The organism is Pseudomonas sp. G5(2012) (genome assembly GCF_000408945.1).
GTDB classification, from domain to species: domain Bacteria; phylum Pseudomonadota; class Gammaproteobacteria; order Pseudomonadales; family Pseudomonadaceae; genus Aquipseudomonas; species Aquipseudomonas umsongensis.
On sequence record NZ_APIO01000151.1, the window covers coordinates 1 to 26,489 of the forward strand.

Here is a 26,489-nt window from a genome sequence, read left to right on the forward strand (position 1 = left end):
GGCGGCATTCCCACGCGGAGCGTGGGAACGATCAACGATGACGCGGTGCAGCAGATACACCGCGGCGCCTGGTTCGCCGGCAAGCCTGGCTCCTACAGGGGGGGTGTCGGGTTACAGGAAAGCGCGCCTGGCAGCCCACGGATGAGCCTTCTCCAACTGACTAGCCAGGCGCAGCAACACGTCCTCGCCACCCAACCGGGCAGTGAACATCATGCCCACCGGCAGGCCGTTATCACTCTGCCCCAAGGGTAGCGAGATCGCCGGCTGCCCGCTGACGTTGGCCAGCGCGGTGAAGCCGGCGCTGCCCATGGCATTGTGGGCGTAGCTCTCCCAGGGTTGATCCAGGGACAACAGGCCGAGCTTCGGCGTCAGGCTGCCGGTGACGGGCGAGAGGATCACGTCGTAGCGTTCGAAGTGCTGCTCCATGGTCGCGCCGATGCTCTCGAACGATTGGCGGGCGCGATACAGGTCCTCCCCACTGGTGCCCTTCGCACGCTCCAGATTGACCAGGGTGATCTTTTCCAGGTCCTGTGCCGTAACCGCGCGTCCGAGCACCTGTTCACGGTCGTGGATCAGGGTCCGCAGCCCTGTGCCGATCACCGTGCCATGGGCACCGAACAATTGGCGTGGATCGACGTTGAGCGTCAATTCGTCGATCTCGTGCCCCAGGGTCAGCAGTTGCTTGAGGGTCTGCTCCAGCGTGGCGGCGATCGCCGGTTCAAGCGGCGCGCCGGTCATCGATTGACGCACCACGGCCACGCGCAGTTTGCCCGGGTCTTGCTGCAGTTCCTGCACATAGGGTCTTACCAGGGGCGGGCACCAATAGGCGCTGCCCGCTTCATGGCCTTGCCCGATATCGAGGAACAACGCGGTATCGCGCACGGTGCGCGAGACCACATTGGCCGCGCTGGCGCCAAACCAGCCTTCGAAATGCAGCGGTCCGCTGGGGGTGCGATAGCGAGTGGGCTTGAGTCCGACCAGGCCGCAGTACGAGGCCGGAATACGGATCGAACCGCCGCCATCGGTGGCATGGGCCACGGGCACGATCCCCGCCGCTACCGCCGCTGCCGCGCCACCGGAGGAGCCGCCTGCGCTCATGGCCAGGTTCCAGGGGTTATGGGTTTGGCCCCAAGCCAGGGATTCGGTGGTGGTGGTCAAGCCGAACTCGGGGCACGTGGTCTTGCCGAACGGCACCGCACCGGCCTGCTCATAGCGAGCGATCAGGGTGCTGGTGCGGGCGGCGGGCGGTGCGTCCTTGAACATCCGGCTACCGTTGCTGGTGATGGTGCCTTGCAGTGAGGTGTTGAGGTCCTTGATCAGCAGTGGCACACCAGCCAGGGCGCCCTGGTTTTGAGTGCCGGCCGCGCGGCGCTGGGCCATCAAGGCACGGGCGTAGGCTTCGTGCAGCATGTTTACCGCATTGACCCTGGGGTTGACCTCGTTATAGCGAGCAAGCGTCGCCGCCAGCAGGTCCTCGGCACTCAGCTCGCCGCTGCGGATCGCCTGGCTCATGGCCCAGGCATCCATGGCCTGGTAGTCACTGGCCGAAAGCCCTTGCGCGCGGGCGTCGGCAAAACGCCCCAGAAGCCCGACGCCAACCGCCACGGCACCGGCCTTGAGCACGCTGCGGCGCGGCCAGCCGGTGGCGGAGTTTAGTGGTGCGTTTTCTTGGTTATCCATGGTAGTGATCACGCCCTGATTGTGGGTTATTAGAGTATTCAGGCCTTACGCCCTGTGGGAGCGAGCCTGCTCGCGAAAGCGCTGGATCAGTCAACATTGATGTTGAATGTGCTGACCTCTTCGCGAGCAGGCTCGCTCCCACAGGGTTTGTGGTGTTCAAGCGACATTGAAGCGTGCCGACAACTGATCCAGTGCCCGCGCCAGTTGCTCCAGGTCCGCGGCGGCCATCGCGCTGCGCCCGGCGTTGGCCGACAGCGCACCGGTGCCGCTGGAGACACTCTCGACCCTGGCGACCATTTCCCGAGTGACGCGCACCTGTTCGGTGATCAGCGTGGCGATGGTGTCCACGCTGCGGATCACATCATCGGTGCCGCTGCGAATCTGCGCCACCGAATCGCCTGCCTCATGGGCCAGGTTGACGCCGTCACGCACCCGGCTGACCACGCGTCCCATGCCGTCGACCACCGCCAGTGTGCCTTCCTGAATACGCTGCACGGTGAGGTCGATTTCCCCAATGGAACTGGCGGTGCGTTGGGCCAACAGTCGAACCTCGTCGGCTACCACGGCAAACCCGCGCCCCGCCTCGCCGGCCCGTGCGGCCTCGATGGCGGCGTTCAGCGCCAGGAGGTTGGTCTGCTCGGCAATGCTGCGAATCACCTTGAGCACATGGCTGATCTCCCCGGAGAACCCTTCGAGCTGGCGAATGTGCACGGCCGTAGCGCTGATCACGTCGCTGATGCGGTTCATCTCCTGGGCCATGTCACGAATAAAGCCCTCGCTCTTGCCCGAACGCTGTGCCGAATGCTGGGTGATGTCGCGAGACACGCCAACCTGATTGTCCACTTCGCCAATCGACCCCGACAGGTCCTCAACCGCCCGGGAAATCCCGCGCACCGCGTCCGCCTGTTGCTGGGTGGCCGTGGAGGCCGACTCCGCCGATTCGGCCATGTGCGCCGCTTCGCGACTGACCCGCTGCACCAACTCGCGCATTTGTGAAATGAGCCCGTGCAGGCTGTCACGCATCAGCGCGATGTCGCGCAGCATCAGTGCGAATTCGTCACCGCCCTTGATCTCGATCGGCTGCACCAGGTCGCCACTGGCGATGGCCCGCACGCTGGCACCCGCCTGGGCAAACGCACGCTTGAGCCGACGCAAAGTGGAAAACGCGGTGAGGCTGCCCGCCAGCCCGCCCACCACCGCCAGCGCCATGTAAGCCAACAGCGTCGAGCGATAACGACGCTGCGCCGCCTCGTAGGCCTGCGAGGCGCTGGCTTTCTGCAGCGCTTGCAGCTTGCTCAGTTCAACCATGGCGGCATTGCCTTCCGGCTCAGCCATGCGCAAATAGGACAGGATGCCCGGCAGGCGAAAATCACCGGCGCGCAAGGAATCGAGGAAGATGCCCAACTCTTCCTGCCAGGCCTGATAGTGTTTGTCGAACGCCTCGGCGGCCTGTTGTTCCTCACCGCTCAACGTGCGCAGGCGATAGCTCGCCCAGACCTCGGTCAACGCCCGATCATTGCTCTCGATGGCACTCAGGGTGGCTTCCACCGGGCGGTCGAACGCTGCCACCAGCGGGCCTTCCGGGTCCTGCTGGATCGCCAGCAGGACCTGGCGCCGGCTTTCATCGAGCCGCTGCCTGATGTCGCCGAACATCAACAACGTCGCCAGGTTGTCCTCGTTGATGGCTCGCAGACTGTCGCGCGCCTGCTGCAAGCCATAGGCACCGAACAACACCGCCAGGGCAAACAGCAAGGTGGCCAACAACGCCCAGAGCCACAGGCGCTGGGCGATAGTAATTGCCTTGAACATGATCAATGGCCTGTCTCATGCAGCGGACGGGGTGCGCAAGGCCCCCAACGCTGGAATTAGTCGCGAGTGACGCCGGCCAGCATCGCCGCCAGGTAATGCTCGCCGTAAGGCGGCAACAGACCCCATTCACGGCGCGGGTCGTGGGCCGAGGCCTTGAACACCGTGCGCAGGTGACTGAATTCGAGAAATCCTTCGCGGCCATGGTAATGGCCCATGCCCGAGGCGCCGATACCACCGAACGGCGCATCGTGCAGGGCGGCATGCATCATCACGTCGTTGATGGTGACTCCGCCGGACAGGGTGTGCTCCAGCACGTGACGTTGCTCCCGGGCATCCTCGCCGAAGTAGTACAGCGCCAGCGGACGCGGCCTTGCGTTGATTTGCGCGATGACCTGGTCGAGGTCGTCATAACTCAGCACGACCATGGCCGGACCGAAGATTTCCTCATGCATGATCTCGCTGTCCGGGGCCGGGTCCACTACGACTCGCAGCGGGCGACGACGGTCCTGGGCATCCAGTGCCAGGGGTTCGGGCAGGCACTCGATGCGCGCCCCTCGCAACTGCGCGTCCTCGACCAGGCCCTCGACCCGCTCCAGATGACGCTGGTTGACCACCGCCACCACGTCCGGGTTGCCGGCTACCGTCGGGTTGAGGTCGCGATAAGCACTGCGCAGCGCATCGAGGAAGGCTTCGAGTCGGGCCTTGGGTACATACACCAGGTCCGGATTGATGCAGATCTGTCCGCCATTGGTGGACTTGCCTGCGGCGATACTGAACGCCGCTTTGTTCAGGTCGGCCGTGGCCGAAACGATCACCGGCGACTTGCCGCCCAGTTCCAGTGTCACCGGCACCAGGTTTTTCGCGGCATTGCCCATCACTCGCCGGCCGATCGCCGTACTGCCGGTGAACACCAGGTGGTCGAAGGGTTGGCTGCTGAAGGCCTCGCCCAGTTCCGGGCCACCATTGACCACGGCCACCACCAGCGGGTCGAGGCGTTCGGCGCACAGGCGCGCCACCAGTGCGGCGGTGCGCGGCACCACTTCCGACGGTTTTAGAATGGCCCGGTTGCCGGCCGCGAGCGCCGAGGCCAGCGGGCTGAACAAGGTGTACAGCGGCGCGTTCCAGGTACCCAGGATGCCCACCGTACCTTTTGGCTGGTGCATGACCCAGGCCCTGGCGCCGAGTTGGTCATAAGGGGAAAACATTTCGCGCGGTTCGTCTTGCATCCACTCTTGCAGATGGTCGCGGGCATATTTGAGTGAAGCCAGGGCGCCGAGCACGTCATTCATCAAGGAAAAACCGGCGGGCCGTCCGCCAAAGTCCTGGTCGATGGCCGTGGTCAATGCCGCATGGTTGTCGACCAGCAGGTCGATCACTTGCTGCAGGCGCTGGCGCCGGGTGTCGGCGCTGACACTGCCGGCGCTGGCGAAGGCCTCTTTCTGGCGCGTCAGCAGGCTGGAAAGGTCTTGGTCGCAAGACATCGTTGAACTCATTGTTATCCCCTTGCAGGTTGGCTCGATGGCCGTTGAGCGCCCGATGCGCCTGGCGCCACCCTAGCCGCGCAGACCGCTGCGCCGCCTCGTCCGATCGGACGAGGCCCTGCATTAGTGTTAGTCCGTTGAGACGATGTTGAACGCCTGCAAACGCCCAATACTGGCCATACGAAAACCTCCACTCCATGAGGCCAGTCATGGCAATGCAAAATATCAGCTTCGATCCCCAGGCCTTCCGTGCCGCACTCGGCACGTTCACCACCGGGGTCACGATCATCACCACCCAGACCGAAGACGGCTCGCCCGTGGGCATCACCGCCAACAGCTTCAACTCGGTGTCGCTCAACCCGCCGCTGGTGCTCTGGAGCTTGTCCAAGCAAGCGCGCAGCCTGCCGATCTTCAGCAGCGGCAAGCATTGGAACGTGCACGTGCTGTCCACGGAGCAAGAAAACCTCTCGGGACGTTTCGCCACCCAGGGCGAAGACAAGTTCGCCGAGATCGAACTGGACAACGGCATCAGCGAGGCGCCATTGCTGCAAGATTGCACCGCGCGTTTCCAGTGCCGCACGGCGTTCCAGTACGAAGGCGGAGACCATGTGATTTTCGTCGGCGAAGTGCTCGCCTTCGATCACAGTGATCGCGCCCCGCTGGCGTTCCAGAGCGGCCAATATGCCCTGGCCACGCGCAAGCCCCGTAGTGAGCTGCGCCTGGCAACCACGCCGCCACCGCCCGAGTGCAGCTACACCGAGGATTTGCTCGGCTACTTGCTGGGGCGCGGGCATTACCAGACACTCAATGCCCTGCGGCAACTGCTGAACAGTCAGCAGCTGGACGAACAATCGTTCTTCGTGCTGTCGATCTTGTGTATTCGCGACGATATGACGCTGGAGGAAATCAACACCTTCGTGACCTACACCGGTCGCGAAGTGACCCTGGCCAGCATGCGGTTTCTCGAGCGCCAGCGCCTGGTGGCCTTCGAGGGTCCGGCGCAATCGCCACGTTTTGTCCTCACGGCCCAAGGCCGAGAAGTGTCCCTGCATCAGCTGGCGCTGGCCAAGGCCGTGGAAGAGGATCTGTCGGCCAAGCTCGGCGCCGCCGATGCGCAAGCCTTGAAAGTCTTGCTCAAGCGCCTGATCGTCGTGAGCGACCCTGGCTTGCCTGATCTGTGGGCACCGCGATGACCGCTCGCGAGGGGACGCTGCCTGCGGCCACGGTCGGTTGGAGTAGCCATGGCCTGCTGTTGCTGCTGGCCTTGGTGTTCGCCGACAACTTCGTCGGGCGACAGATACTCGCAGTCATGGTCGAACCGATCAAAGCCGAATTCGGCGTCGGCGATACTGCCATCGGCCTGATCTCGGGCCTGGCGTTCGCGGCGGTCTATGCACTCATGGGCCTGCCGGCCGGGCGGCTGGTGGATCGCATGCCGCGTATCCGCCTGCTGGCCATGTCTTGCCTGCTGTGGGCGGTGGCAACCATGGCCTGCGGGTGGGCGGGCAGTTTCCTGGCGCTGGGCATTGCGCGAATGCTGGTTGCCGTCAGCGAATCGCCGACCACGTCGGCGTCGCTGTCGCTGATCGCCGACCTGTATCCGACGCACCGACGCTCATTCGCCATCAGTTGTTTTACCGCCGCACCCACATTTTCCTCGATCATCGGCTTGAGCATCGGCGCCTGGGTGGTCGAGCACTATGGCTGGCGCAGTGCGTTCATTGCGTTGGGGATGCCGGCCCTGGTGTTCTGTACGATCCTGGCCTTCGTCGTGCGCGAACCGCAGCGTGGCCGCTGGGACCTTACGCCACACGCCCACACAGCGCCGGCGCTGCTTGGCATGGGTGCCGAAGCCCGCAAGCTCTGGGCATTGCCGGCCTACCGCTGCCTGATCCTCGCTGGCGGACTGACCACGCTCAGTTCCTATGCGATTGCGATGTGGAACACCAGTTTCCTGGTGCGCTCCCACGGTTTGTCACTGCAACACGCCGGCTTATTGGCGGGCGTGATCTGCGGTACGTCGGCCGGATTCGGTGGCCTGCTCAGTGGTTGGTTGAGTGACCGCCTGTGCCGCCGCGATCCACACTGGCAGGTGTCCATTCCGGTAGTGGGCCATATTGCGGCGACCTGTGCGCTGGTCCCCTATCTGCTGTGGTCCGACTCCGTGCTGGTGCGCCTGGGTGATGTGCCGGTTCCAGGCGCCATGCTCTGGTGTGCGCTCTATGCCTTCTTTTCCGTGTGGTGGGTCGCGCCTTCCTACAACCTCGTCACGCAGCTGGTGCCCGCCGGAAGACGCGGAACTGCAATGGCGCTGCAAACCATCGTCAGCACGCTGCTGGGGATCGGCGTCGGGCCATTGTTGACCGGTTTGTGCAGCGACCTGTTGTTACCGCTGTTCGGCCACGAGTCATTGCGGTATGCGTTGCTGCTGGTGAATCTGCCGGTGATTTGCGCGGTGTTGCTGTTGATGCGCACGGCACACCATGCTGGCAGAACGGGCTACCGCCACGGGGGATAGGTTTGCTCAAGGCCACGCTTTAATTGTCCAGTCGACGGAGCTCCAATGCCAACCAACAGCGCATCAGCCAATCCCGTACACAGCGCCCGCGATCGACTGCTCGACGCGGCACTCGAACTCTTCGCCACACATGGCTACCAGGCTATCGGCTTGCGGGACTTGGCGAGCTACCTGGGGCTGCAGGCCGGATCCCTCTACCATCACATCGAAAACAAACAGGCCCTGTTGTTCGAGCTGATCGAGTCGGCCTTGTCGGACTTGCTGCTGGACACGCTGCGGCGAATGAAAGGCGCACGAAGCGCTCGCGGGCGTCTTCAGTCGTTCATTCAAGCCTTCGTCGCCTTCAACTTCAACGAAAAATACAAACTGACCCTGGTCAGCCGCGAGTTCACGAATCTGACTGAAGAACAGAAGCAACAGGTTATCCAGCTGAGAAACGAATACGCCGCTATTTTAAACGCCATCATCACTGACTCGTACGGCGAGAAAGGTGCAGCCGCTCGCGACCTCTGCCCCACCACCAGTGCAGTCATTGCCATGCTGTTCGGCCAGTCACAGTGGTACACCCTCGAGACAACCGAAGCACAATTGATAAAAACACTCACCGACGTTGTCACATGCATTATCGCGAACAGGCAGAAGACCGACGCAAGTACGACGCGGTCAATTTCCCGGAGCGCTGTCAATTTTCCCCACCCTCCCCGTGATTCGCTTTATCCTTGACGCAAATCCGATGAAAAGCCATGAATCCTGCATACGGCTGCTGACTGTTCCCCATGCGCAAACTTTTGTACCTGACTGTCTCCATGGCGTTGATCGCCGCTCTAACGACCTACGCCATGTGGGCCGCGGATCGCCCGACGGGCCTCTACCTCTCTGACCTGCGAATCGATGTCGCCGTCGACCAGGGCACGCCCGCTGACCGCGGCAATTTGCTGGGCATCCAGCCCGAGCTGTTTCCCACCGACTACCAAAGCCCCGAGCGCTTGCACCGCAAACTCGCCGCCTACTTGCAGACGGCCCGGGATCAGGGGCTGCTGAATGAAAAAACCATCGTCGTATTGCCGGAGCATGTGGGCACCTGGTTGATGGTCAGCGGCGAAAAAGACGAGTTGTACCAGGCCACCACTTTCAAGGAGGCCATGAACTGGCTGGCCGTGAGCAATCCTTTGAAGTTCGTCCGCGCACTGATTGGCGCCGAAGGCGACAGCCGCATTGAGGACGCGCACCTGCGCATGAAAGCCAAAGGCATGGCCAAGGATTACCAGGCGTTGTTTGGCGGGCTGGCTAAAGAATTTCACGTCACCCTGGTGGCAGGCTCCATCGTGCTGCCCGAGCCCAGTGTCATCGACGGCACGCTGAAAATAGGCCGCGGTGCGTTGTTCAACAGCAGCGTAGTGTTTGGCCGCGATGGCCTGCCAATCGGGCAACCCCAGCGCCAGATGCATCCGGTTTTCGAGCAGCAGGACGCGATCAAGGCCAACGGCGAACACACGCTCAATGTCGTCGACACCCCCGCCGGGCGCCTGGGCGTGCTGATCGGCAGCGACAGCTGGTTCCCCGACAACTACCGCAAACTCGACACGCAGCAGGCACAGTTGGTCGCAGTCCCGGCGTTTGTTGCTGGCCGCGGTAGCTGGGACCAGCCGTGGCGTGGCTACAAGGACTCATCGACACCCGGCACCGCCAGCCTCAAGGCCGGGGAGATCAGTGAAGGACAGGCCTGGCAGCGCCTGAACCTGAGTACTCAGGCACCCGCCAGCCGGGCAATCGCAGGCGTGAGCGTATTCCTGCGCGGACAGTTCTGGGATCAGGGCAGCGCCGGGCAGAGTTTCCTCACCAGCAACGGCCAACATTTCGTTGATGGCAAGGCCCGTGGCGCGCGCTTGTTGAACCTTTGGCTGTAAGCCATGAAACCCACCCCGATACGCCTGGGAGATCTGTCGGTGGGCTTTGTTCACAGCCTGGCCGACGCCGTGCGCAGCCACGGCACGGATCCGCAGCCACTGCTCGAGCAATATGGCCTTGATGCGGCCCGACTGAGTGAAGCCGGTGCCCGTCTCTCGATCCCGCGCTACATGCGCCTGGGCTACGCGGCCATCCAACTGACCGGCAACCCGGCACTCGGCTTGCAAATGGGCCAGCTCAGCCGCCTGAGCCAGGCCGGCCTTGCCGGCGTCACTGCCGCCCAGGCACCGACGGTGCGCGAGGCGGCGCGCTGCCTGATTCGATTCGAAGCCTTGTATGGCTCAAACTATCGCGGTCAATCAAGCTTCCACGAAGACGCTCAGGGTGCCTGGCTGCGCTTCTATTCCATCAGCCCCTACAACAGCTATAACCGCTTCGTGGTGGATTCGATCCTCTGCGGCTGGTTGCATCAGTTGTCCAGCGTCAGCCCTGCCCGGCTGCGTGCCGAACGTATCGACATCGAGTTCGAGGAGCCCGGCTACCGCGCTGCCTATGAGGTTCTGGGCGACTGCCCGATCCAGTTTGGCGCCGAGCACAATCAATTGCGCCTGAGCCTGGCCAGCCTTGCCCAGCGCAATCCCGAGCATTGCCCCAGCACCTGGCGACACCTGCTGCAACTGTGCGAGCGGGAACTGGAGCAATTGACCCGCACCCGCAGCCTGCGTGAACGCATCACACAGCTGCTGGGGCCATTGCTTAATGGCGGCCGGGAACCCGACCTGGAAGAAGTGGCAACACGCCTGAAACTGCCGGTGTGGACCTTGCGCCGCAAACTCTCTGAAGAAGGCACGCAATTTCGCGCGATTCTTAACGACACCCGTCGCGACCTGGCCATGACCTATATCCGCGACACTGAGTTGGCGTTCGGAGAAATCGCCTACCTGTTGGGCTTTGCCTCAGCCGAAGCCTTTCAACGCGCCTTCAAGCGCTGGACCGCCCAGACACCCGGCGAGTTTCGCCGCAGTCGCAAGGAAACAGTCGCAGGCAGCAAGCTTTAAAGCTCGGTTGCGTCTTCGGCGGGCTCAGGTGGGTCCAGTTCAAACGCCTGATACTCGAGCAGTTCTTCTTGATAGTCGTCCATTTTCGTATCCCCCACAGCTCATAAAAAAACGTCTGAATAAATGACCAGCGCCTTGAGCCTAAAGTGCCCGCGTGAAAGAAAAATGACGCGGACACGACACTTCGTCGCCTACAGATAAAACGTAGCAGGCGGTGGGGAATTTATCACAGGTTTTTTTCGCTGCAGGCCGCAGGACAACGGCCTGTTTGACGCGGATCAAGCTTTGTTGCGGGGACGGGACCTGCGCGCAAAGTCGCCTGCCCCCGTAATGCCCATCACTGGCCAGTGATGGGCATCGCCTGGATCGGCTCCGAAGGTGGCGCCATGTCGCTCGGATTGGCCGGTGGCGTGATCACTTCTTCGGTGGCAGGCGCTGGCGCGGCAGTGGGGCTCGAGGTAATGGGTGCAGCCTCAGGTGGCGGCGCTACCGGCTCGGAAGCGGCCGGGGCAACTTCGGCGGCCTTGGCGGCCTCAGGCGCTGGTGCAGGCTGTGCCGCGGATTCCGGGGCCAATGGCGCTGGCGTGGCCTTGGGCTCGGGCACGCCCAGATCGGTTTTCGGCTTCTCGGGGATGTGCGCCGCTGCCTTCACTTCCTTGGGCAGGAACAGCTCCACCAGGGCGAAGAATCGCTCGTAGAACTTGGCTGAGGTGACGGTTTCGCTGGCAACCTTGACCATCGAGTCGTCGGAGGAGCCGATCGGCATCGATACCGAGCCCAGCACGCCAACACCGAGGCTTGCCGAGTTGTTGGTTTTCTTCAGCGCATACTTGTCCTGAAGGGCATTGGCGAACACGGTGGCATGGTGCGCCGAAGTGCCGTCTTCAGCGCAAACCACACTGAAACTGATCTCCATGTGGTTTTCACCGGTCTGCTGGAAGCTCTTGTGCCCACTGACCAGCTTGGGATCACTGCTGGTGATGATATAGCCCTGGCTCAGCAAGGCCCGACGAGCGGCTTCACAGGAGACCGAGTCGGTCACTGGATAGTTACGGGAAAACGTTCCGGAATCATCGAAGTTCTCATGCTCGTAGATGGCGGCTTTCTTCGACGAACAACCGGCAGCAGCAGCCAGCACCAAGGCCAGCCCGACAACCCGCATGGGAATTGATTTAAACATTGAACATCCTGAGAGAAACGGTTCGGGGCGTATTGTGCAACAGATCGATGCTTAGCGGCGCACCGATTGTGTCTTAAAACAGTTACAAAACTGTTGACCCGATGGTCGGGAGAAAATTGCCTGCGTTGCGCAATGCAGCCGAAAAAAAACCCCGGCCTTGCGGCCGGGGTCTTCTTTTCATGCAAAAAGCTCGTGTCCAGATCAGAAACGCTTGATCTCGGCCTGGCTTTCCAGCTGCTTGCGGTAGGCCGCAAAGTCTTGCTGGCCAACGCGCGAAGCGAGGAAGCGACGGTATTGAGCCTTCTCTTCTTCAGTTGGCGTTGCGGCCTCATTCACGCCGTTCAGACGCACGATCATCAGGCTGCCATCAGGCAACGTGACACTGCTGAAGGTCGGCTTGTCCTTGGCGGCAGGCTTTGGCATGCGGAACAACGCTTGCAGCACAGTCGGGTCCAGCCCTTCCTGAGTGCGAGTCGCGGCTTCGGTTACCTTCCAGTTCTGACCCTCGATCGGGCCGTTTAATGGCGTCTTGCCATCGCGCAAGCTGGCAATCAGCTCATCAGCCTTGGTCTTGGCAGCAGCGCTGGCGTGCTCCCTGGCCAATTGCTCGCGGATCGGACCCTCGACCTTTTCCAATGGCAGTTGCGCAGGCTTCAGATGCTCCTTGGCGCGCAACACGATCACGGTTTCGGGGTCGAGCTCGATGGCGGTGCTGTTGGCACCCTCATCCAGTACTTCCGGGCTGAAGGCTGCGGTGACCACGGCACGGTTGGCCGTAATGCCTTCGCCACCTTCGCGGCCGAACGGCTTCGAGGTGTGAACGGTAAGCTTCAAGTCCTGCGCAGGCTGGACCAGGTCGGACGCTTCGAACGAGGCGTCTTCCAGTTGCTTGGTCGCTTCAACGAAACGCTGCTCGACCTGCTGGGCCTTCAATTCACGGGTCAGCTTGTCTTTCAGGCTGGCGAACGTCGGCACTTCAGGCGCTTCCACACCCAACAGCTTGATCAGGTGGAAACCGAAATCGGTGCGAACCGGCTCGGAAACCTGATCCTTGGCCAACGAGTACAAGGCCTTCTCGAATGCCGGGTCGTAGACGCCAGGACCTGCAAAGCCCAGGTCGCCGCCATTGTTGGCGGAGCCCGGGTCCTGGGAGAACTCCTTGGCCAGGGCCTCGAATTGCTCGCCCTTGTTCAGGCGGGCCTGGATCTCGTCGATTTTGGCCTTGGCTTGCGCTTCGGTCGTCTTGTCGTTCACTTCGATCAGAATGTGCGCAGCGCGGCGTTGCTCGGACAGGTTCGCAGTTTCTTTCTGATACGCCGCCTGCAGGTCTTCGTCCTTGACGCTGACCTGATCAAAGAAGGAAGCCTTCTTCAACTCCAGGTAATCGATGACCACCTGATCCGGGGTCATGAATTCCTTGGCGTGCTCGTCGTAGTAGGCCTTGACCTCTTCGTCGGTCAGCTTCACGGCCGTCGGGTCGACCTTGATGCTCAGGGAAGCGAAATCGCGGGTCTGTTTTTCCAGACGGGCAAAGGCCATGACCTGGGCGTCGGTGACGAAACCACTACCCGCCACACCGGCGCGCAGTTGTCCGATCAGCATTTCCTGAGCCAGCATCTGGCGGAATTGCATGCGGCTGTAGCCCAGTTGACGAATCACCTGGTCGAAACGCTCAGGGCTGAACTTGCCATCCACCTGGAATTCAGGCGTTTGCAGGATGACCTGGTCCAGCGCCGCCTCGGAGAAAGCGAATTTGGAATTTTCTGCGCCTTGCAACAGCAGCTTGCGGTCGATCAGGCCTTTGAGGGCCGATTCGCGCAGCATTTTTTCGTCGAGCAAGGAGGCGTCGAAATCCTTGCCCAGCTGTTGCATGAGTTGACGGCGTTGCATATCGACCGCCTGGCTCAGCTCGTTTTGGCTGATTTCTTCACCATTGACCTTCGCCGCCTCGTTTTTGTGCGTCGTAGCCTGGAAAATGGCGTCGAAACCGGTCAAGGCCATCAGTGCAACGATGACCCCGATAATGGTCTTGGCAATCCAGCCTTGTGAATTGTCCCTGATATTTTGCAGCATGCGTCCCCCATAAACGGTTGAACTTCAAATTAGGCAACCGTGGAGCGTGGGTAGAATCCGGATAGAAGAAAGGCGCATCCGAGGATGCGCCTTCTCGTAACTGGCGGAGCGGACCGATGACTCGACCTTGCGAGCCTCGGTGTCTCGAACCGGCAACCTGCCGGCTGGACTACCGCTCCGCTGCCAGGTCAGGCATGACCCCGACCCGGATAGGCAAAAACCTGATTGGAACTTAGTTGACAGCTTCTTTCAGTGCTTTACCAGCTTTGAAGCCTGGTTTTTTGGCAGCTGCGATTTCCAGTGTCTTACCGGTCTGTGGGTTACGACCGATGCGAGCTGGACGATCAGTTACGGAGAAAGTACCGAAACCAACCAGAACCACGGAGTCGCCGGCCTTGAGAGCGCCAGTGACGGATTCGATTACAGCGTCCAGCGCACGGCCAGCAGCAGCTTTCGGGATATCAGCGGATGCAGCGATAGCATCAATCAGTTCCGACTTGTTCACTCTAAGTCCCCTTATATCTATTTGAGTATGATTCTAAGTTTTTTGGTGAAAGCAAAAACGAGTGCTGAATGGCCTACAGACACTTAAGAGCCGCTTTATAACAAGGGCTCTAAAAAGCTGTCAAGGAAGCCCCCCAGGCAAATACGTACTAATGCGTGCTAATTCTTTCCTTAGAATCCGACTCGCGTTTTTCATCCTTCGCGACTATCTCCGGAGCCACATCCGGCAAGGGCTCCGGGGCGTATTGCAGCGCAATTTGCAGGACCTCGTCAATCCATTTAACTGGTTTAATCTGAAGATCTTGCTTGATATTGTCCGGAATTTCCTTCAAATCGCGAACATTCTCTTCAGGAATGATCACCGTCTTGATTCCGCCACGATGCGCCGCCAGCAGTTTTTCCTTCAAGCCACCGATCGCCAATACCTGGCCACGCAGGGTAATTTCACCCGTCATGGCAACATCAGCGCGTACTGGAATGCCGGTCAGTGCCGACACCAACGCCGTGCACATGCCTACGCCTGCGCTCGGGCCGTCTTTGGGCGTCGCCCCTTCCGGCATGTGGATGTGCGTGTCGCGCTTCTCGTGGAAGTCCAGGGGGATCCCCAGGCTCTTGGCACGGCTGCGAACAACGGTCAGGGCTGCGGTGATCGATTCGACCATCACGTCACCCAGGGAACCGGTCTTGATCAGTTGGCCTTTGCCCGGAACGACAGCCGCTTCAATAGTCAGCAATTCGCCGCCCACCTGAGTCCACGCCAGGCCAGTGACCTGACCGATCTGGTCCTGCTGTTCTGCCAGGCCGTAGCGGAATTTGCGCACGCCCAGGAAGTGCTCGAGCATGTCCGCCGTCACTTTCACCGAGAAGCGTTTTTCCAGCGCATGCTCTTTCACGGCCTTGCGGCAGACCTTGGCAATCTGGCGCTCCAGGCCCCGTACACCGGCTTCGCGGGTGTAGTAGCGGATGATGTCGCGGATCGCTTCGGCGTCGAATTCCAGTTCGCCTTTTTTCAGGCCGTTGGCCGTGATCTGTTTCGGCGAGAGGTATTTGACGGCGATGTTGATCTTCTCGTCTTCCGTGTAACCGGGCAGGCGAATGACTTCCATCCGATCAAGCAGCGCGGGTGGAATGTTCATGGAGTTGGAGGTGCACAGGAACATCACGTCTGACAGGTCGTAGTCGACTTCCAGATAGTGATCGTTGAAGTTGTGGTTCTGCTCGGGATCGAGCACTTCCAGCAACGCCGACGCTGGATCGCCACGCATGTCGCTGCCCATCTTGTCGATTTCATCGAGCAGGAACAGCGGGTTGCGCACACCCACTTTTGTCATCTTTTGAATCAATCTTCCTGGCATCGAACCGATATAAGTCCGGCGATGACCACGAATTTCCGCCTCGTCACGTACGCCGCCGAGGGCCATTCGCACGAATTTACGGTTGGTGGCGTGTGCAATGGACTCCGCCAGCGAGGTTTTACCCACTCCAGGAGGACCCACCAGGCACAATACCGGACCACGGATCTTCTTCACGCGCTTCTGCACGGCGAGGTATTCGAGAATCCGTTCCTTGACCTCCTCGAGGCCGTAGTGATCGGCGTCGAGGATGTCTTCTGCGCGAGCCAGGTCAAGGCGCACCTTGCTCTGTGCCTTCCACGGCACCTGGACCAGCCAGTCGATATAGGAACGGACCACCGTCGCTTCGGCAGACATCGGCGACATTTGCTTGAGCTTGTTCAGCTCGGCGGTCGCCTTGGCGAGCGCGTCTTTTGGCAGTCCTGCGGCATCGATGCGCTTTTTCAGCTCTTCGACTTCGTTATGCCCTTCGTCGCTGTCACCGAGCTCTTTCTGAATGGCCTTCATCTGCTCATTCAGGTAGTACTCGCGCTGACTGCGCTCCATTTGTTTCTTGACGCGACCGCGAATGCGTTTTTCGACCTGCAGCAGGTCGATCTCGGCATCCAGCAAAGCCAGCACGTGCTCGACACGGGCCGACAAATCGATGATTTCGAGGATTTCCTGCTTCTGCTCGATTTTCAGCGCCATGTGCGCGGCCATGGTGTCGACCAGGCGGCCTGGCTCGTCGATGCTGTTGAGCGACGACAGGACCTCGGCAGGGACTTTCTTGCCCAATTGCACATATTGTTCGAACTGCGACAGCAGGCTGCGGACAAACACCTCCGACTCACGCTCTGGCGCATCGACCTCGTCGATCAACGAGACTTCGGCGCGGCAGTGGCCATCCACTTCGCTGAAGCGTTCCACGGCACCGCGTTGCTCGCCTTCGACCAGAACCTTGACCGTGCCGTCAGGCAGCTTGAGCAGCTGCAGGACGGTCGCAATCGTACCCACGCGATAAAGTGCGTCTTCACCGGGATCGTCGTCAGCAGGGTTTCTCTGGGCCAGCAGAAGGATCTGCTTGTCGCCCGTCATCGCTGCCTCGAGGGCTTCGATGGATTTCTCGCGCCCCACGAACAGCGGGATAACCATGTGCGGATAAACCACGACATCACGCAATGGCAGGAGAGGCAATTCGATGGTTGTCTTCATGATTTCGCCTCTACGGCGGCCATAAGGCCGGAAACAGATGGAAGTAAGCTTGAAACCAAGATGGGGGCTGCCTTCAAAAAAAACAAGCACAAAGACAGCGTTAAAACCTGGAAAAAACAAAGGGGCCCGAAGGCCCCTTCTTTGTACCGACTGCGCGACGCTTAGGCGTCTGGCGCGGCCTTGGCAGCAGGCTCACTGTTTTCGTAGATATACAGTGGCTTGGACTTGCCTTCTATGACGCTTTCGTCGATGACTACTTTACTCACCTCGGACTGCGAGGGGATTTCATACATGGTGTCGAGCAACACACCTTCGAGAATCGAACGCAGGCCACGGGCACCGGTCTTGCGTTCCAGTGCGCGTTTTGCGACCGATTTCAATGCGTCGGCCCGGAATTCCAGGTCCACGCCTTCCATCTCGAACAGCTTGGCGTATTGCTTGGTCAGCGCATTTTTCGGCTCGGTGAGGATCTGCATCAAGGCAGCTTCATCAAGCTCGTCCAGCGTAGCCAGGACCGGCAGGCGACCGACGAATTCCGGGATCAGACCGAACTTGACCAGATCGTCAGGCTCGACTTCACGCAGGGACTCTCCGACTTTCTTGCCTTCTTCCTTGCTGCGAACTTCCGCGTTGAAACCGATGCCGCCCTTGGTGGAACGGTTTTGAATGACCTTTTCCAGACCGGAGAACGCACCACCGCAGATGAACAGGATGTTACGGGTGTCGACCTGAAGGAATTCCTGCTGCGGGTGCTTGCGACCACCTTGAGGCGGAACGGAAGCCACCGTGCCTTCGATCAACTTGAGCAGGGCCTGCTGTACGCCTTCACCGGAAACGTCCCGGGTGATCGACGGGTTGTCAGACTTGCGCGAAATCTTGTCGATTTCGTCGATGTAGACAATGCCCATCTGGGCTTTTTCCACGTCGTAATCGCACTTCTGCAACAGCTTCTGAATGATGTTCTCGACATCTTCACCCACATAACCCGCCTCGGTGAGGGTGGTTGCGTCGGCGATGGTGAACGGAACGTTCAGCAAGCGGGCCAGTGTTTCGGCAAGCAGGGTCTTACCCGAGCCTGTCGGTCCGATCAGCAAGATGTTGCTCTTGCCGAGTTCGACGTCGTCATTCTTCTTGTCACGCTGGTTGAGGCGCTTGTAGTGGTTGTACACCGCTACGGCCAGAACCTTTTTCGCACGCTCCTGACCAATCACGTATTGATCAAGGATGCCGCTGATTTCTTTAGGCGAAGGCAATTTATGCGCGCTGCTTTCGGCCTGGGCTTCCTGCACCTCCTCACGGATGATGTCATTGCACAGGTCGACGCACTCGTCGCAGATAAAGACCGAGGGGCCGGCAATCAATTTGCGCACTTCATGCTGGCTTTTGCCACAGAAGGAGCAATAGAGCAGCTTGCCGTTGTCCTCGCCGTTGCGGGTGTCAGTCATTCGTTCGATCCAAATCCGATAGGCTTGCAACACAAGATGAAGGCTATTGCGGGCTTTTTCAAGCCCGCCGGTGATCAGACTTGCCGACCAGCCTTGTTTTGAGCTGCTTATTTAAGCGGGGCGCTGGTTGATCACTTCATCGATCAACCCGTACTCACGCGCGGCTTCTGCACTCATGAAGTTATCGCGGTTGGTATCACGCTCGATTTCTTCAAGGGTGCGCCCGCTGTGCTTGGCCATCAGCGTGTTGAGACGCTCACGAATGAAGAGAATTTCCTTGGCGTGGATTTCGATGTCCGACGCCTGGCCCTGGAAACCGCCCAGAGGCTGGTGAATCATCACACGCGAGTTCGGCAGGCAGTAACGCTTGCCTTTGGCACCGGCCGTCAGCAGGAACGCACCCATGCTGCACGCTTGGCCGATACAGGTGGTCGACACGTTGGGCTTGATGAACTGCATGGTGTCATAGATCGACATGCCCGCCGTCACCGAACCGCCCGGGGAGTTGATATAGAGATGGATGTCCTTGTCCGGGTTTTCCGCTTCAAGGAACAGCAGTTGCGCACAGATCAGGTTGGCCATGTAGTCCTCTACGGGGCCCACCAGAAAGATCACTCGCTCCTTGAGGAGGCGCGAGTAGATGTCGTAGGCGCGCTCGCCACGAGCGGACTGCTCGACAACCATCGGGACCAGGCCGCCTGCGGCCTGGATATCAGAGTTCTGCTGAATATACGAATTACGGAACATGCTCTGCAGTCACTCCCAAATAGTTATGTCTTGAATACGCATAAGCCAGCTCGAGAGCTGGCTTATGGTGTGTGCTTCTTAGCGCAAAAATGATCAGTCGGCTTGTGGAGCTTCTACCGGCTTGACCGCTTCTTCGTAAGAGACCGATTTGTCGGTCACGCTAGCTTTCTGCAGAACAGTATCCACAACTTGCTCTTCCAGCACAACCGAACGAACTTCGTTCAGTTGCTGGTCGTTCTTGTAGTACCAGGACACAACTTGCTCAGGCTCCTGATAAGCCGAAGCCATTTCCTGAATCATCTCGCGAACGCGGGCTTCGTCAGGCTTCAGGTCGAATTGCTTGACCACTTCAGCCACGATCAGGCCCAGGACAACACGGCGCTTGGCTTGCTCTTCGAACAGCTCGGCCGGCAGTTGGTCAGGCTTGATGTTGCCACCGAACTGCTGAACAGCCTGCACGCGCAGACGGTCAACTTCGTTGGACAGCAGAGCCTTTGGCACTTCGATCGGGTTGGTGGCCAGCAGACCGTCCATAACCTGATTCTTGACCTTGGATTTGATCGCCTGACGCAGTTCGCGCTCCATGTTCTTGCGAACTTCGGCGCGGAAGCCTTCCAGACCGGTTTCCTTGATGCCGAACTGCGCGAAGAACTCTTCGTTCAGCTCAGGCAGTTTTGGCTCGGATACGGTGTTGACGGTCACAGTGAACTCGGCGGTTTTGCCAGCCAGGTCCAGATTCTGATAGTCCTCTGGGAAAGTCAGGTTCAGGACGCGCACTTCACCGGCTTTAGCGCCAACCAGGCCATCTTCGAAGCCTGGGATCATGCGGCCGGAGCCCAGCACCAGCTGGGTGCCCTTGGCGGAACCGCCAGCGAATACTTCACCGTCGACCTTGCCTTCGAAATCGATGTTCAGCTGGTCTTCGTTCTGGGCAGCGCGATCGGCCACTTCGAAACGGGTGTTCTGCTTGCGCAGGATGTCCAGCATCTTGTCCAGATCGGCATCAGCCACGTCAGCGCTCAGGCGCTCTACGGTGATACCTTCGAAACCGGCAACGGTGAACTCAGGGAACACTTCGAATACAGCGACGTATTCCAGGTCCTTGCCTGCTTCCAGGGATTTAGGCTCGATCGAAGGCGAACCCGCCGGGTTCAGCTTCTGCTCAACCACAGCTTCGTAGAAGGAAGACTGGATGACGTCGCCTACCGCTTCCTGGCGAGCTTCAGCGCCAAAACGACGCTTGATTTCGCTCATTGGCACTTTGCCTGGACGGAAGCCAGCAATCTTGGCCTTTTGGGCAGTCTGCTGCAGACGCTTGTTGACCTGAGTCTCGATGCGCTCAGCCGGCACGGTGATGCTCATGCGGCGCTCAAGAGCAGAAGTATTTTCAACAGAAACTTGCATGGATATTCCTCGTTGCACAGACGTTAGCCGGCCGTTTCCGACCCCAGAATCAAGGGCATGCATTCTAGTGGGTCAAACTAAAGAAGTCACCCTACTGAAAACGGGTAAAAACGCAGCAGGCAATTTATAGGTGCGAATGCACGAGTGCACCTCGCCCCGGTGGCAAATACAGCCAATCACGCCAAGGCTCTGCGCCAACCCTTCCTTATAGGGAGGAGGTTGCCAATCATTTCCCTGACAGCCGATCTTGCGAACAAGGCCGGCGGGCAGCACGGCATCATCGGGAAACATAAAAACGACGAAACGCCCTGCCCTTGCGACCCGGAACCGGCGGTCGCTGAAACCGCTGAAACAAAAAAGGCGCCAGACTATTAATCTGGCGCCTTTTCGAAATATGGGGTGGACGATGGGGATCGAACCCACGACAACGGGAGTCACAATCCCGTGCTCTACCAACTGAGCTACGCCCACCATATTGCGTGCCAAAGAAGCCAAATCACTTCTTTGTTGAACCTCAACCAGGCCAGGCGGCATGGACGAAGTCTTGTTTGGTGCGGATGAAGAGACTCGAACTCTTACGCCTCGCGGCGCTGGAACCTAAATCCAGTGTGTCTACCAATTCCACCACATCCGCGAGATGAAGCCTTAAAGCAAAGGCGCCAGATTGTTAATCTGGCGCCCTTCGAAATATGGGGTGGACGATGGGGATCGAACCCACGACAACGGGAGTCACAATCCCGTGCTCTACCAACTGAGCTACGCCCACCATATCGCGTTACTTGTGCCAAAGCTGCCTAATGGCGCACCCGGCAGGACTCGAACCTGCGACCATCCGCTTAGAAGGCGGATGCTCTATCCAGCTGAGCTACGGGCGCCTTGTTAATCTGTACTCTTGGAGGACTACAAACTAAGTGCTTTTCAGTTTTGCAGAACCGCAATCCCGCTCAACCTTCTCAACCAGTGCTAGGCTGTGCCCGACAAGTGCGACGAATAGTATAGAGCCCCCTGCAGGTCGTCAAATCCTTTTTGAAAAAAATTCATTTAATTAAAGGGGTTAGCGGAATTTGCAGACCAAGCGCCTTTGCCCTCACCGCATGACATGCGAGAATACGCTCTCTTTTTTTCCCCTCTCGATGGTTAATCACGCGCAATGACTGCACAACTTATCGACGGCAAATCGATCGCCGCCAGCCTGCGCCAGCAGATCGCCCAACGCGTCAACGAGCGTCGCCAGCAAGGCCTGCGCACGCCCGGCCTCGCGGTGATCCTGGTCGGCAGCGATCCTGCCTCTCAGGTTTATGTCTCGCACAAGCGTAAAGACTGTGAAGAGGTCGGCTTCCTGTCCCAGGCCTATGACCTGCCTTCCGACACCACTCAGCAAGCGCTGGCCGACCTGATCGATCGCCTCAATGACGATCCGGCGATTGATGGCGTCCTACTTCAACTTCCTCTTCCCGAACACCTGGACGCTTCCAAATTGCTGGAGCGCATTCGTCCGGATAAAGACGTCGATGGCTTCCATCCTTACAACGTCGGTCGCCTGGCCCAACGCATCCCGTTGCTGCGCCCATGCACGCCAAAAGGCATCATGACCTTGCTGGAAAGCACCGGTGCCAACCTGTACGGGATGAACGCGGTAGTGGTCGGCGCTTCCAATATCGTCGGACGCCCGATGGCAATGGAATTGCTACTGGCCGGTTGCACCGTGACCGTGACCCACCGCTTCACCAATGACCTGGCCGATCATGTCGGCCGCGCCGACCTGGTGGTGGTCGCTGCCGGCAAGCCAGGACTGGTAAAAGGTGAGTGGATCAAGGAAGGCGCGATCGTGATCGACGTCGGCATCAACCGCCAGGAAGACGGCAAGCTGGTGGGTGACGTGATCTATGAAACCGCCCTGCCCCGCGCCGGGTGGATCACTCCAGTGCCAGGTGGCGTCGGCCCAATGACTCGCGCCTGCCTTCTGGAAAACACGCTGTACGCCGCAGAAACCCTGCACAGCTGAGGCTTAAGGCAACGGTCACCCGCGACACAAGGAACCCCGCCCATGGCGGGGTTCTTTTTTGCCCGTGAAACCGGATCGACCATCCGCCGGAAAGTGACTTTTTTTTCATGTTTACAGGGTCTTTCACCCCGTCCTCGAACAACCATCGACAGTTATTCAGCCATACTCCAGAATGTCGCGCTTTTTAAGAAATAGCCCGTTACAAAACGGCTTATCAACACATCATTGAGTCTGCCAGCGTGAAAATCCGTCTTTCCATCCTGAGCCTATTTTTTGCAGTTACAGGGACTTTCATCACGCCAATCGCCACCGCGGGCGACACCACCACCGCGGCGCCTCGAGACACCTCGCAACTCAAACTCGCTTCCGGCAGCTCCTTGTTGCTGGACATGCAGACCAACAAAATCATCTATGCCAGCAATCCGGACGTCGTCGTCCCTATCGCTTCCGTCAGCAAGCTGATGACTGGCCTGGTCGTGGTTGAAGCCCGGCAGAACATGGACGAATACATCAACATCAACATCAGCGACACGCCGGAAATGAAGGGTGTGTACTCCCGGGTAAAACTCCGGAGCGAACTGCCGCGCCGGGAAATGTTGCTGATTGCCTTGATGTCTTCCGAAAACCGAGCCGCCGCGAGCCTGGCCCATCATTATCCAGGCGGCTATGCCGCGTTCATTGCCGCTATGAACGCCAAGGCCCGAGCCCTGGGAATGACCAATACACATTTCGTCGAGCCGACCGGCCTCTCCGCGCGTAACGTTTCGACCGCGCGCGACCTGAGCAAACTGTTGATCGCCGCGCACAAATACCCGCTGCTGACAGAGCTGAGCACAACCAAGGAAAAAACCGTCACCTTCCGTAAACCCGTCTATAGCCTGGGTTTTCGCAATACCGACCATTTGGTTCGCAAGCCAGACTGGGATATCCAGTTGACCAAGACCGGTTTTACCAACGAAGCAGGTCATTGCCTGGTGCTGGTGACCCGGATGAGTAATCGTCCGGTTGCCCTGGTGCTCCTGGACGCCTATGGCAAGTACACACACTTTGCCGACGCCGCCCGCATCCGCAATTGGGTCGAAACCGGCAAGAGCGCCGCCGTGGCTTCTGCGGCCTTGCAGTACAAATCGGACAAGAACCTCAAGCAGCGCCAGAGTGGTGTTGTTGAGGCTTCGAAGTAAGCAGGCAATGGGTGATTGAACACATATGATCGTTCCCACGCAGAGCGTGGGAACGATCATTCGCTACGATGGGCCCCGCCGAAATTGGACGACCTCCCCGCCATCAATCGTTAGGCAACGGCATCTGGTCATCATCAGGAATACCATCACCTTTGCTGGGGTCGTGCCAGCCCTGCGGATGTTCAGTCGGCACCACCGTCGGCCGCGCCAGCGGATCGCGCAGCGGACTGTCCGGGTCCATCACCGGATCCATGTCCTTCTCGGGAGTAGTCGGTACGGTTTCCGGACGTTCGTCGTTGAAGCTCGAATCGGTAGACATACGCACCTCCAAAAGAACTAGGGTTTGAGATTACCCAATGGATCGTAGGGTTTGGCCGGAGCCTTGGAGTTGTCACCCGGCTTCACATCCCTCGGGGCCTTGGCTGGCCCGATTGGATCGACCGCCGGATCGGCAAGGTCCGGGGAGTCGGGATCGAACCCCAACTCATCGCCAGACGAATGCTCGGATGAGTGAGGGCCGTCGGGGGTATTGGAATGTGCCATGACACCTCCTGATAGCCCGGGAAAATCCGGGCCTTTTAGATAAGAGGTTGGCAACGGCCGCAGGTGCCCGGCGAGTGACGAACGGGCTTACTGCGCGACCAGCGCTTTCTTCGCCTTGGCGGCAGCCTGTTCCTGGCCCGCTTGGGCAAGATCGTTGGCTGCCTTGAGCCAACGCTGCTGATCGACCTGAGCGGGCAGCTGGGTCGGATTCTGAATCAACACGGCCCATCCGCCGGCGTCCTTGAACGCTGATTCGAACGAACCAAACCCCATCATCAGCCGCTGATCCATACCTGCACGTAGCAAGACGGTCTGCTTCTGACGGTTGTATCCACTCAAAATCGCGTAGCGCGGTTCGGCCCAGAGCGCCGTGCCTTCGGTGAAGCGCACCATCACCGGGTAACCGGCCGCGACCTGGGTCAGCAAGGCGGGCAGATTGCTGTCAAGGGGATAAACCACCATCCCGTACTCGCGGGCGAGGTTCTGCATGTTCTGTTGCAACTGCGCCTCACCGCCCGGCAGATGCAATGGCTTGTCGAGTAAGCCAGGGGTGATCACGATGCCCTGTTGCGACAGCATGCTCGCCAAGACTTGCGGCCCGCTTTGATTGGCCACACCCTTGTAGAACCGGCCGCTGAGTTCGACACGCTCCGGCAGACGCTTGATCTGCGGCGAAACGCTCCCGGCGCACCCCGCCAAACTGGCAACACACCCCACGATCAGTGCCGCCGACAGCATTCGAGAAATTACTCGCACCATCATCTCTCTCTTATTCAGATGCCAGGCAATCGCATTCCCGGCTTGGCCGTCGATCATAGGGCGCCGCACTGCAGCGGTATAGCCTTAATCGGCAGTTGATCGTCTTCGATAGAGCAAACTGGTTGGTGATAGCCGACCTTTGGTCAATAGCCTGAAACACGCCAGCGACTAGACTGTCACTTGCATGGCGTGTGCGCCCGCAGCAGGGCGAAGAGGAGGCCTCGATGAGCCTGGCAATGACGATCGTAATGTTGATTTCTGGATGGTTGGCGGTAGCGGCCGCCATGTTATGGGGCGTTCTGCGCATCACCCGCCGGCACCATCATCCTGTCGAGCCGGCACCTCTGGCGAAAACCGAAAAAGCCAGCGCATCACACGCCACTGTCCACTGAACGCCCCCTGCTCACCCAAAAAATCAGTAAAAAAAACGGCCGCCTGGAATCCAGGCGGCCGCTTTATGTCAGCGAGGTTCAAGCCTCAGCGGTAACCCGCTTCTGCCGAGCCCGGCGGGACATCATGTTCAGCACCTCGATCGCTGCCGAGAACGCCATCGCCGCATAAACGTAGCCCTTCGGTACGTGGGCGCCGAAGCCTTCGGCGATCAGCGTCATGCCGATCATGATCAGGAAGCCCAGCGCCAGCATGACGACTGTCGGGTTGTCATTGATGAACTTGGCCAACGGATCAGCCGCCAGCAACATCACCAGCACCGACACCACCACGGCGATGATCATGATCGGCAAATGCTCGGTCATGCCGACAGCGGTAATGATGCTGTCGATGGAGAACACCATGTCCAACATCAGGATCTGACCGATCGCAGCGGCAAAGCCCAAGGTCACGGTCGAGGTCGCCGACTTCGGATCGTCCGGCGCCGGGTCCATGCTGTGGTGGATCTCGGTGGTGGCTTTCCACAACAGGAACAAGCCGCCAGCGATCAGGATCATGTCCTTCCAGGAGAATGCGTGGCCGAAGATCTCAATGACCGGCGCGGTCAGCTGGACGATGAATGCAATGGTACTCAGCAAGCCCAGTCGCAGGATCAACGCCATGCCGATACCGATACGCCGAGCCTTCTGCCGATGCTGCTCGGGCAGTTTGTTGGTCAGGATCGAAATGAAGATCAGGTTATCGATGCCGAGCACGATTTCCATCACCACCAGGGTGGCCAGGGCGACCCAGGCAGTGGGGCTGGCGGCTAACTGTAAAAGGTATTCCATGGGTCAGTCCTGACTCGCTGTAAGACGGTTTAGATTTCCTGGGAGGACGATGCGGATTTTTCCGCCTCTTTTTCCGATGATTCTTTTTTGCTGATCAACCCACCGGTGGCATCACTGAGCGCTTGCTCGGCGGCCTTGTGGGTATCGTCGATTGCCTGTTTCGCGCTTTCGGCAGCCTTGCCCATCAACTGCTGGGCGCTTTTTTCTGCCTGGTCGCAACCGGCCAGGACCAGCAAGGAGGTGATCAAGAAGGCCGTAGCTTTGAGTTTCATGGTGTTTTTCCTCGATATAACGAACGCAGCCGAAACGATGGCCCGTTGATAGCGAGGGATTCTAGGCAATTGAATACTTCAGGAAAATTCGTATTTTTAGCGGTTATACTTCGGTTTTAACGAACTAAATAAAAATTCACCCTGTAGGAGCTGCCG

23 protein-coding genes and 5 tRNA genes are annotated in these 26,489 nt (G+C 59.4%); 8 read left to right on the plus strand and 20 right to left on the minus strand.

Annotated features, from left to right (window positions below; translation table 11 throughout):
- Positions 1–111: 111 nt before the first annotated feature.
- The 3 genes from PG5_RS30400 to PG5_RS30410 all read right to left on the minus strand — a co-directional run bounded on the left by PG5_RS30400 (position 112) and on the right by PG5_RS30410 (position 5,009).
- Positions 112–1,680, minus strand: a complete 1,569-nt coding sequence (locus PG5_RS30400; RefSeq protein WP_020800908.1) for an amidase — start codon at positions 1,678–1,680, stop codon at positions 112–114.
- 156 nt (positions 1,681–1,836) lie between these two features.
- On the minus strand, positions 1,837–3,489 hold the full coding sequence (locus tag PG5_RS30405; protein ID WP_042955894.1) for a methyl-accepting chemotaxis protein: 1,653 nt from the start codon (positions 3,487–3,489) through the stop codon (positions 1,837–1,839).
- A 56-nt stretch (positions 3,490–3,545) separates the two neighbouring features.
- A complete protein-coding gene (locus PG5_RS30410) occupies positions 3,546–5,009 on the minus strand; it encodes a coniferyl aldehyde dehydrogenase (RefSeq protein WP_256229515.1) in 1,464 nt (487 codons plus the stop codon).
- 170 nt (positions 5,010–5,179) lie between these two features.
- Between PG5_RS30410 and PG5_RS30415 the strand changes: the two genes are divergently transcribed.
- The 5 genes from PG5_RS30415 to PG5_RS30435 are packed head-to-tail and all read left to right on the plus strand — an operon-like array spanning position 5,180 to position 10,454.
- Positions 5,180–6,163: a flavin reductase family protein gene (locus PG5_RS30415; RefSeq protein WP_020800912.1), complete on the plus strand. Its 984-nt coding sequence runs from the start codon at positions 5,180–5,182 to the stop codon at positions 6,161–6,163.
- Positions 6,160–7,488: an MFS transporter gene (locus PG5_RS30420; RefSeq protein WP_052024745.1), complete on the plus strand. Its 1,329-nt coding sequence runs from the start codon at positions 6,160–6,162 to the stop codon at positions 7,486–7,488. Before PG5_RS30415 ends, PG5_RS30420 begins: the two co-directional genes overlap by 4 nt.
- A 45-nt stretch (positions 7,489–7,533) precedes the next feature.
- A complete protein-coding gene (locus PG5_RS30425; protein WP_020800914.1) occupies positions 7,534–8,211 on the plus strand; it encodes a TetR/AcrR family transcriptional regulator in 678 nt (225 codons plus the stop codon).
- 53 nt (positions 8,212–8,264) lie between these two features.
- Entirely contained in the window at positions 8,265–9,395 is a 1,131-nt protein-coding gene (locus PG5_RS30430; RefSeq protein WP_020800915.1) for a carbon-nitrogen hydrolase family protein, read from the plus strand.
- A gap of 3 nt (positions 9,396–9,398) precedes the next feature.
- Positions 9,399–10,454 (plus strand): AraC family transcriptional regulator, encoded by a 1,056-nt coding sequence (locus PG5_RS30435; RefSeq protein WP_020800916.1) that lies wholly within the window; start codon positions 9,399–9,401, stop codon positions 10,452–10,454.
- A 337-nt stretch (positions 10,455–10,791) separates the two neighbouring features.
- Here the strand turns inward: PG5_RS30435 and PG5_RS30440 are convergent, their stop codons facing one another.
- From PG5_RS30440 to PG5_RS30495, 12 genes are all read right to left on the minus strand, one after another.
- Positions 10,792–11,634: a DUF2242 domain-containing protein gene (locus PG5_RS30440; protein WP_020800917.1), complete on the minus strand. Its 843-nt coding sequence runs from the start codon at positions 11,632–11,634 to the stop codon at positions 10,792–10,794.
- Between the two features lie 201 nt (positions 11,635–11,835).
- Complete coding sequence (locus PG5_RS30445) at positions 11,836–13,707, minus strand: SurA N-terminal domain-containing protein (RefSeq protein WP_020800918.1); 1,872 nt, start codon at positions 13,705–13,707, stop codon at positions 11,836–11,838.
- A gap of 101 nt (positions 13,708–13,808) precedes the next feature.
- A tRNA-Leu gene (locus PG5_RS30450) sits at positions 13,809–13,886 on the minus strand.
- 53 nt (positions 13,887–13,939) lie between these two features.
- Entirely contained in the window at positions 13,940–14,212 is a 273-nt protein-coding gene (locus tag PG5_RS30455) for an HU family DNA-binding protein (RefSeq protein ID WP_002552737.1), read from the minus strand.
- A gap of 148 nt (positions 14,213–14,360) precedes the next feature.
- A complete protein-coding gene (gene lon / locus PG5_RS30460) occupies positions 14,361–16,757 on the minus strand; it encodes an endopeptidase La (protein WP_033040883.1) in 2,397 nt (798 codons plus the stop codon).
- 161 nt (positions 16,758–16,918) lie between these two features.
- Entirely contained in the window at positions 16,919–18,202 is a 1,284-nt protein-coding gene (gene clpX / locus PG5_RS30465) for an ATP-dependent Clp protease ATP-binding subunit ClpX (protein ID WP_007946893.1), read from the minus strand.
- Between the two features lie 111 nt (positions 18,203–18,313).
- Positions 18,314–18,949, minus strand: a complete 636-nt coding sequence (gene clpP / locus PG5_RS30470; RefSeq protein WP_008062468.1) for an ATP-dependent Clp endopeptidase proteolytic subunit ClpP — start codon at positions 18,947–18,949, stop codon at positions 18,314–18,316.
- A 93-nt stretch (positions 18,950–19,042) separates the two neighbouring features.
- The gene (gene tig / locus PG5_RS30475; protein ID WP_020800921.1) at positions 19,043–20,353 is read right to left on the minus strand and encodes a trigger factor; all 1,311 of its coding nucleotides are present in this window, start codon (positions 20,351–20,353) and stop codon (positions 19,043–19,045) included.
- A gap of 395 nt (positions 20,354–20,748) precedes the next feature.
- Positions 20,749–20,824, minus strand: a tRNA-His gene (locus PG5_RS30480).
- A 78-nt stretch (positions 20,825–20,902) separates the two neighbouring features.
- Positions 20,903–20,987, minus strand: a tRNA-Leu gene (locus PG5_RS30485).
- A gap of 56 nt (positions 20,988–21,043) precedes the next feature.
- Positions 21,044–21,119: transfer RNA gene (locus tag PG5_RS30490), tRNA-His, on the minus strand.
- 32 nt (positions 21,120–21,151) lie between these two features.
- Positions 21,152–21,228 (minus strand) — tRNA-Arg (locus PG5_RS30495).
- A gap of 275 nt (positions 21,229–21,503) precedes the next feature.
- Here PG5_RS30495 and folD point away from each other — a divergent pair.
- Together folD and pbpG are read left to right on the plus strand one after the other, a co-directional pair.
- A complete protein-coding gene (gene folD / locus PG5_RS30500) occupies positions 21,504–22,358 on the plus strand; it encodes a bifunctional methylenetetrahydrofolate dehydrogenase/methenyltetrahydrofolate cyclohydrolase FolD (protein ID WP_020800923.1) in 855 nt (284 codons plus the stop codon).
- A 239-nt stretch (positions 22,359–22,597) separates the two neighbouring features.
- Positions 22,598–23,539: a D-alanyl-D-alanine endopeptidase gene (gene pbpG, locus PG5_RS30505; RefSeq protein WP_020800924.1), complete on the plus strand. Its 942-nt coding sequence runs from the start codon at positions 22,598–22,600 to the stop codon at positions 23,537–23,539.
- Positions 23,540–23,642: 103 nt separating this feature from the next.
- Here pbpG and PG5_RS30510 read toward each other — a convergent pair whose 3' ends face one another.
- The 3 genes from PG5_RS30510 to PG5_RS30520 all read right to left on the minus strand — a co-directional run bounded on the left by PG5_RS30510 (position 23,643) and on the right by PG5_RS30520 (position 24,898).
- Positions 23,643–23,858, minus strand: coding sequence for a hypothetical protein (locus PG5_RS30510; RefSeq protein ID WP_020800925.1), 216 nt, complete (start codon positions 23,856–23,858; stop codon positions 23,643–23,645).
- A gap of 17 nt (positions 23,859–23,875) precedes the next feature.
- Positions 23,876–24,082, minus strand: coding sequence for a DUF6021 family protein (locus PG5_RS30515; protein WP_020800926.1), 207 nt, complete (start codon positions 24,080–24,082; stop codon positions 23,876–23,878).
- A gap of 87 nt (positions 24,083–24,169) precedes the next feature.
- Positions 24,170–24,898, minus strand: coding sequence for a hypothetical protein (locus PG5_RS30520; protein WP_020800927.1), 729 nt, complete (start codon positions 24,896–24,898; stop codon positions 24,170–24,172).
- A 167-nt stretch (positions 24,899–25,065) separates the two neighbouring features.
- On the opposite strand from PG5_RS30520, the gene PG5_RS34520 reads away from it, so the two are divergent.
- Complete coding sequence (locus PG5_RS34520; protein ID WP_020800928.1) at positions 25,066–25,233, plus strand: hypothetical protein; 168 nt, start codon at positions 25,066–25,068, stop codon at positions 25,231–25,233.
- A 78-nt stretch (positions 25,234–25,311) separates the two neighbouring features.
- Here the strand turns inward: PG5_RS34520 and PG5_RS30525 are convergent, their stop codons facing one another.
- Together PG5_RS30525 and PG5_RS30530 are read right to left on the minus strand one after the other, a co-directional pair.
- Positions 25,312–26,061: a TerC family protein gene (locus PG5_RS30525; RefSeq protein WP_020800929.1), complete on the minus strand. Its 750-nt coding sequence runs from the start codon at positions 26,059–26,061 to the stop codon at positions 25,312–25,314.
- A 29-nt stretch (positions 26,062–26,090) separates the two neighbouring features.
- On the minus strand, positions 26,091–26,333 hold the full coding sequence (locus PG5_RS30530; protein WP_020800930.1) for a hypothetical protein: 243 nt from the start codon (positions 26,331–26,333) through the stop codon (positions 26,091–26,093).
- Positions 26,334–26,489 lie beyond the last annotated feature (156 nt).

Coding starts and splice junctions, on each gene's coding strand:
- PG5_RS30400 (WP_020800908.1), bottom strand. CDS start 1,680: ATGGATAACCAAGAAAACGCACCACTAAACTCCGCCACCGGCTGGCCG.
- PG5_RS30405 (WP_042955894.1), bottom strand. CDS start 3,489: ATGTTCAAGGCAATTACTATCGCCCAGCGCCTGTGGCTCTGGGCGTTG.
- PG5_RS30415 (WP_020800912.1), top strand. CDS start 5,180: ATGGCAATGCAAAATATCAGCTTCGATCCCCAGGCCTTCCGTGCCGCA.
- PG5_RS30420 (WP_052024745.1), top strand. CDS start 6,160: ATGACCGCTCGCGAGGGGACGCTGCCTGCGGCCACGGTCGGTTGGAGT.
- PG5_RS30425 (WP_020800914.1), top strand. CDS start 7,534: ATGCCAACCAACAGCGCATCAGCCAATCCCGTACACAGCGCCCGCGAT.
- PG5_RS30430 (WP_020800915.1), top strand. CDS start 8,265: ATGCGCAAACTTTTGTACCTGACTGTCTCCATGGCGTTGATCGCCGCT.
- PG5_RS30435 (WP_020800916.1), top strand. CDS start 9,399: ATGAAACCCACCCCGATACGCCTGGGAGATCTGTCGGTGGGCTTTGTT.
- PG5_RS30440 (WP_020800917.1), bottom strand. CDS start 11,634: ATGTTTAAATCAATTCCCATGCGGGTTGTCGGGCTGGCCTTGGTGCTG.
- PG5_RS30445 (WP_020800918.1), bottom strand. CDS start 13,707: ATGCTGCAAAATATCAGGGACAATTCACAAGGCTGGATTGCCAAGACC.
- lon (WP_033040883.1), bottom strand. CDS start 16,757: ATGAAGACAACCATCGAATTGCCTCTCCTGCCATTGCGTGATGTCGTG.
- clpX (WP_007946893.1), bottom strand. CDS start 18,202: ATGACTGACACCCGCAACGGCGAGGACAACGGCAAGCTGCTCTATTGC.
- clpP (WP_008062468.1), bottom strand. CDS start 18,949: ATGTTCCGTAATTCGTATATTCAGCAGAACTCTGATATCCAGGCCGCA.
- tig (WP_020800921.1), bottom strand. CDS start 20,353: ATGCAAGTTTCTGTTGAAAATACTTCTGCTCTTGAGCGCCGCATGAGC.
- folD (WP_020800923.1), top strand. CDS start 21,504: ATGACTGCACAACTTATCGACGGCAAATCGATCGCCGCCAGCCTGCGC.
- PG5_RS30510 (WP_020800925.1), bottom strand. CDS start 23,858: ATGTCTACCGATTCGAGCTTCAACGACGAACGTCCGGAAACCGTACCG.
- PG5_RS30515 (WP_020800926.1), bottom strand. CDS start 24,082: ATGGCACATTCCAATACCCCCGACGGCCCTCACTCATCCGAGCATTCG.
- PG5_RS30520 (WP_020800927.1), bottom strand. CDS start 24,898: ATGATCGACGGCCAAGCCGGGAATGCGATTGCCTGGCATCTGAATAAG.
- PG5_RS34520 (WP_020800928.1), top strand. CDS start 25,066: ATGAGCCTGGCAATGACGATCGTAATGTTGATTTCTGGATGGTTGGCG.
- PG5_RS30525 (WP_020800929.1), bottom strand. CDS start 26,061: ATGGAATACCTTTTACAGTTAGCCGCCAGCCCCACTGCCTGGGTCGCC.
- PG5_RS30530 (WP_020800930.1), bottom strand. CDS start 26,333: ATGAAACTCAAAGCTACGGCCTTCTTGATCACCTCCTTGCTGGTCCTG.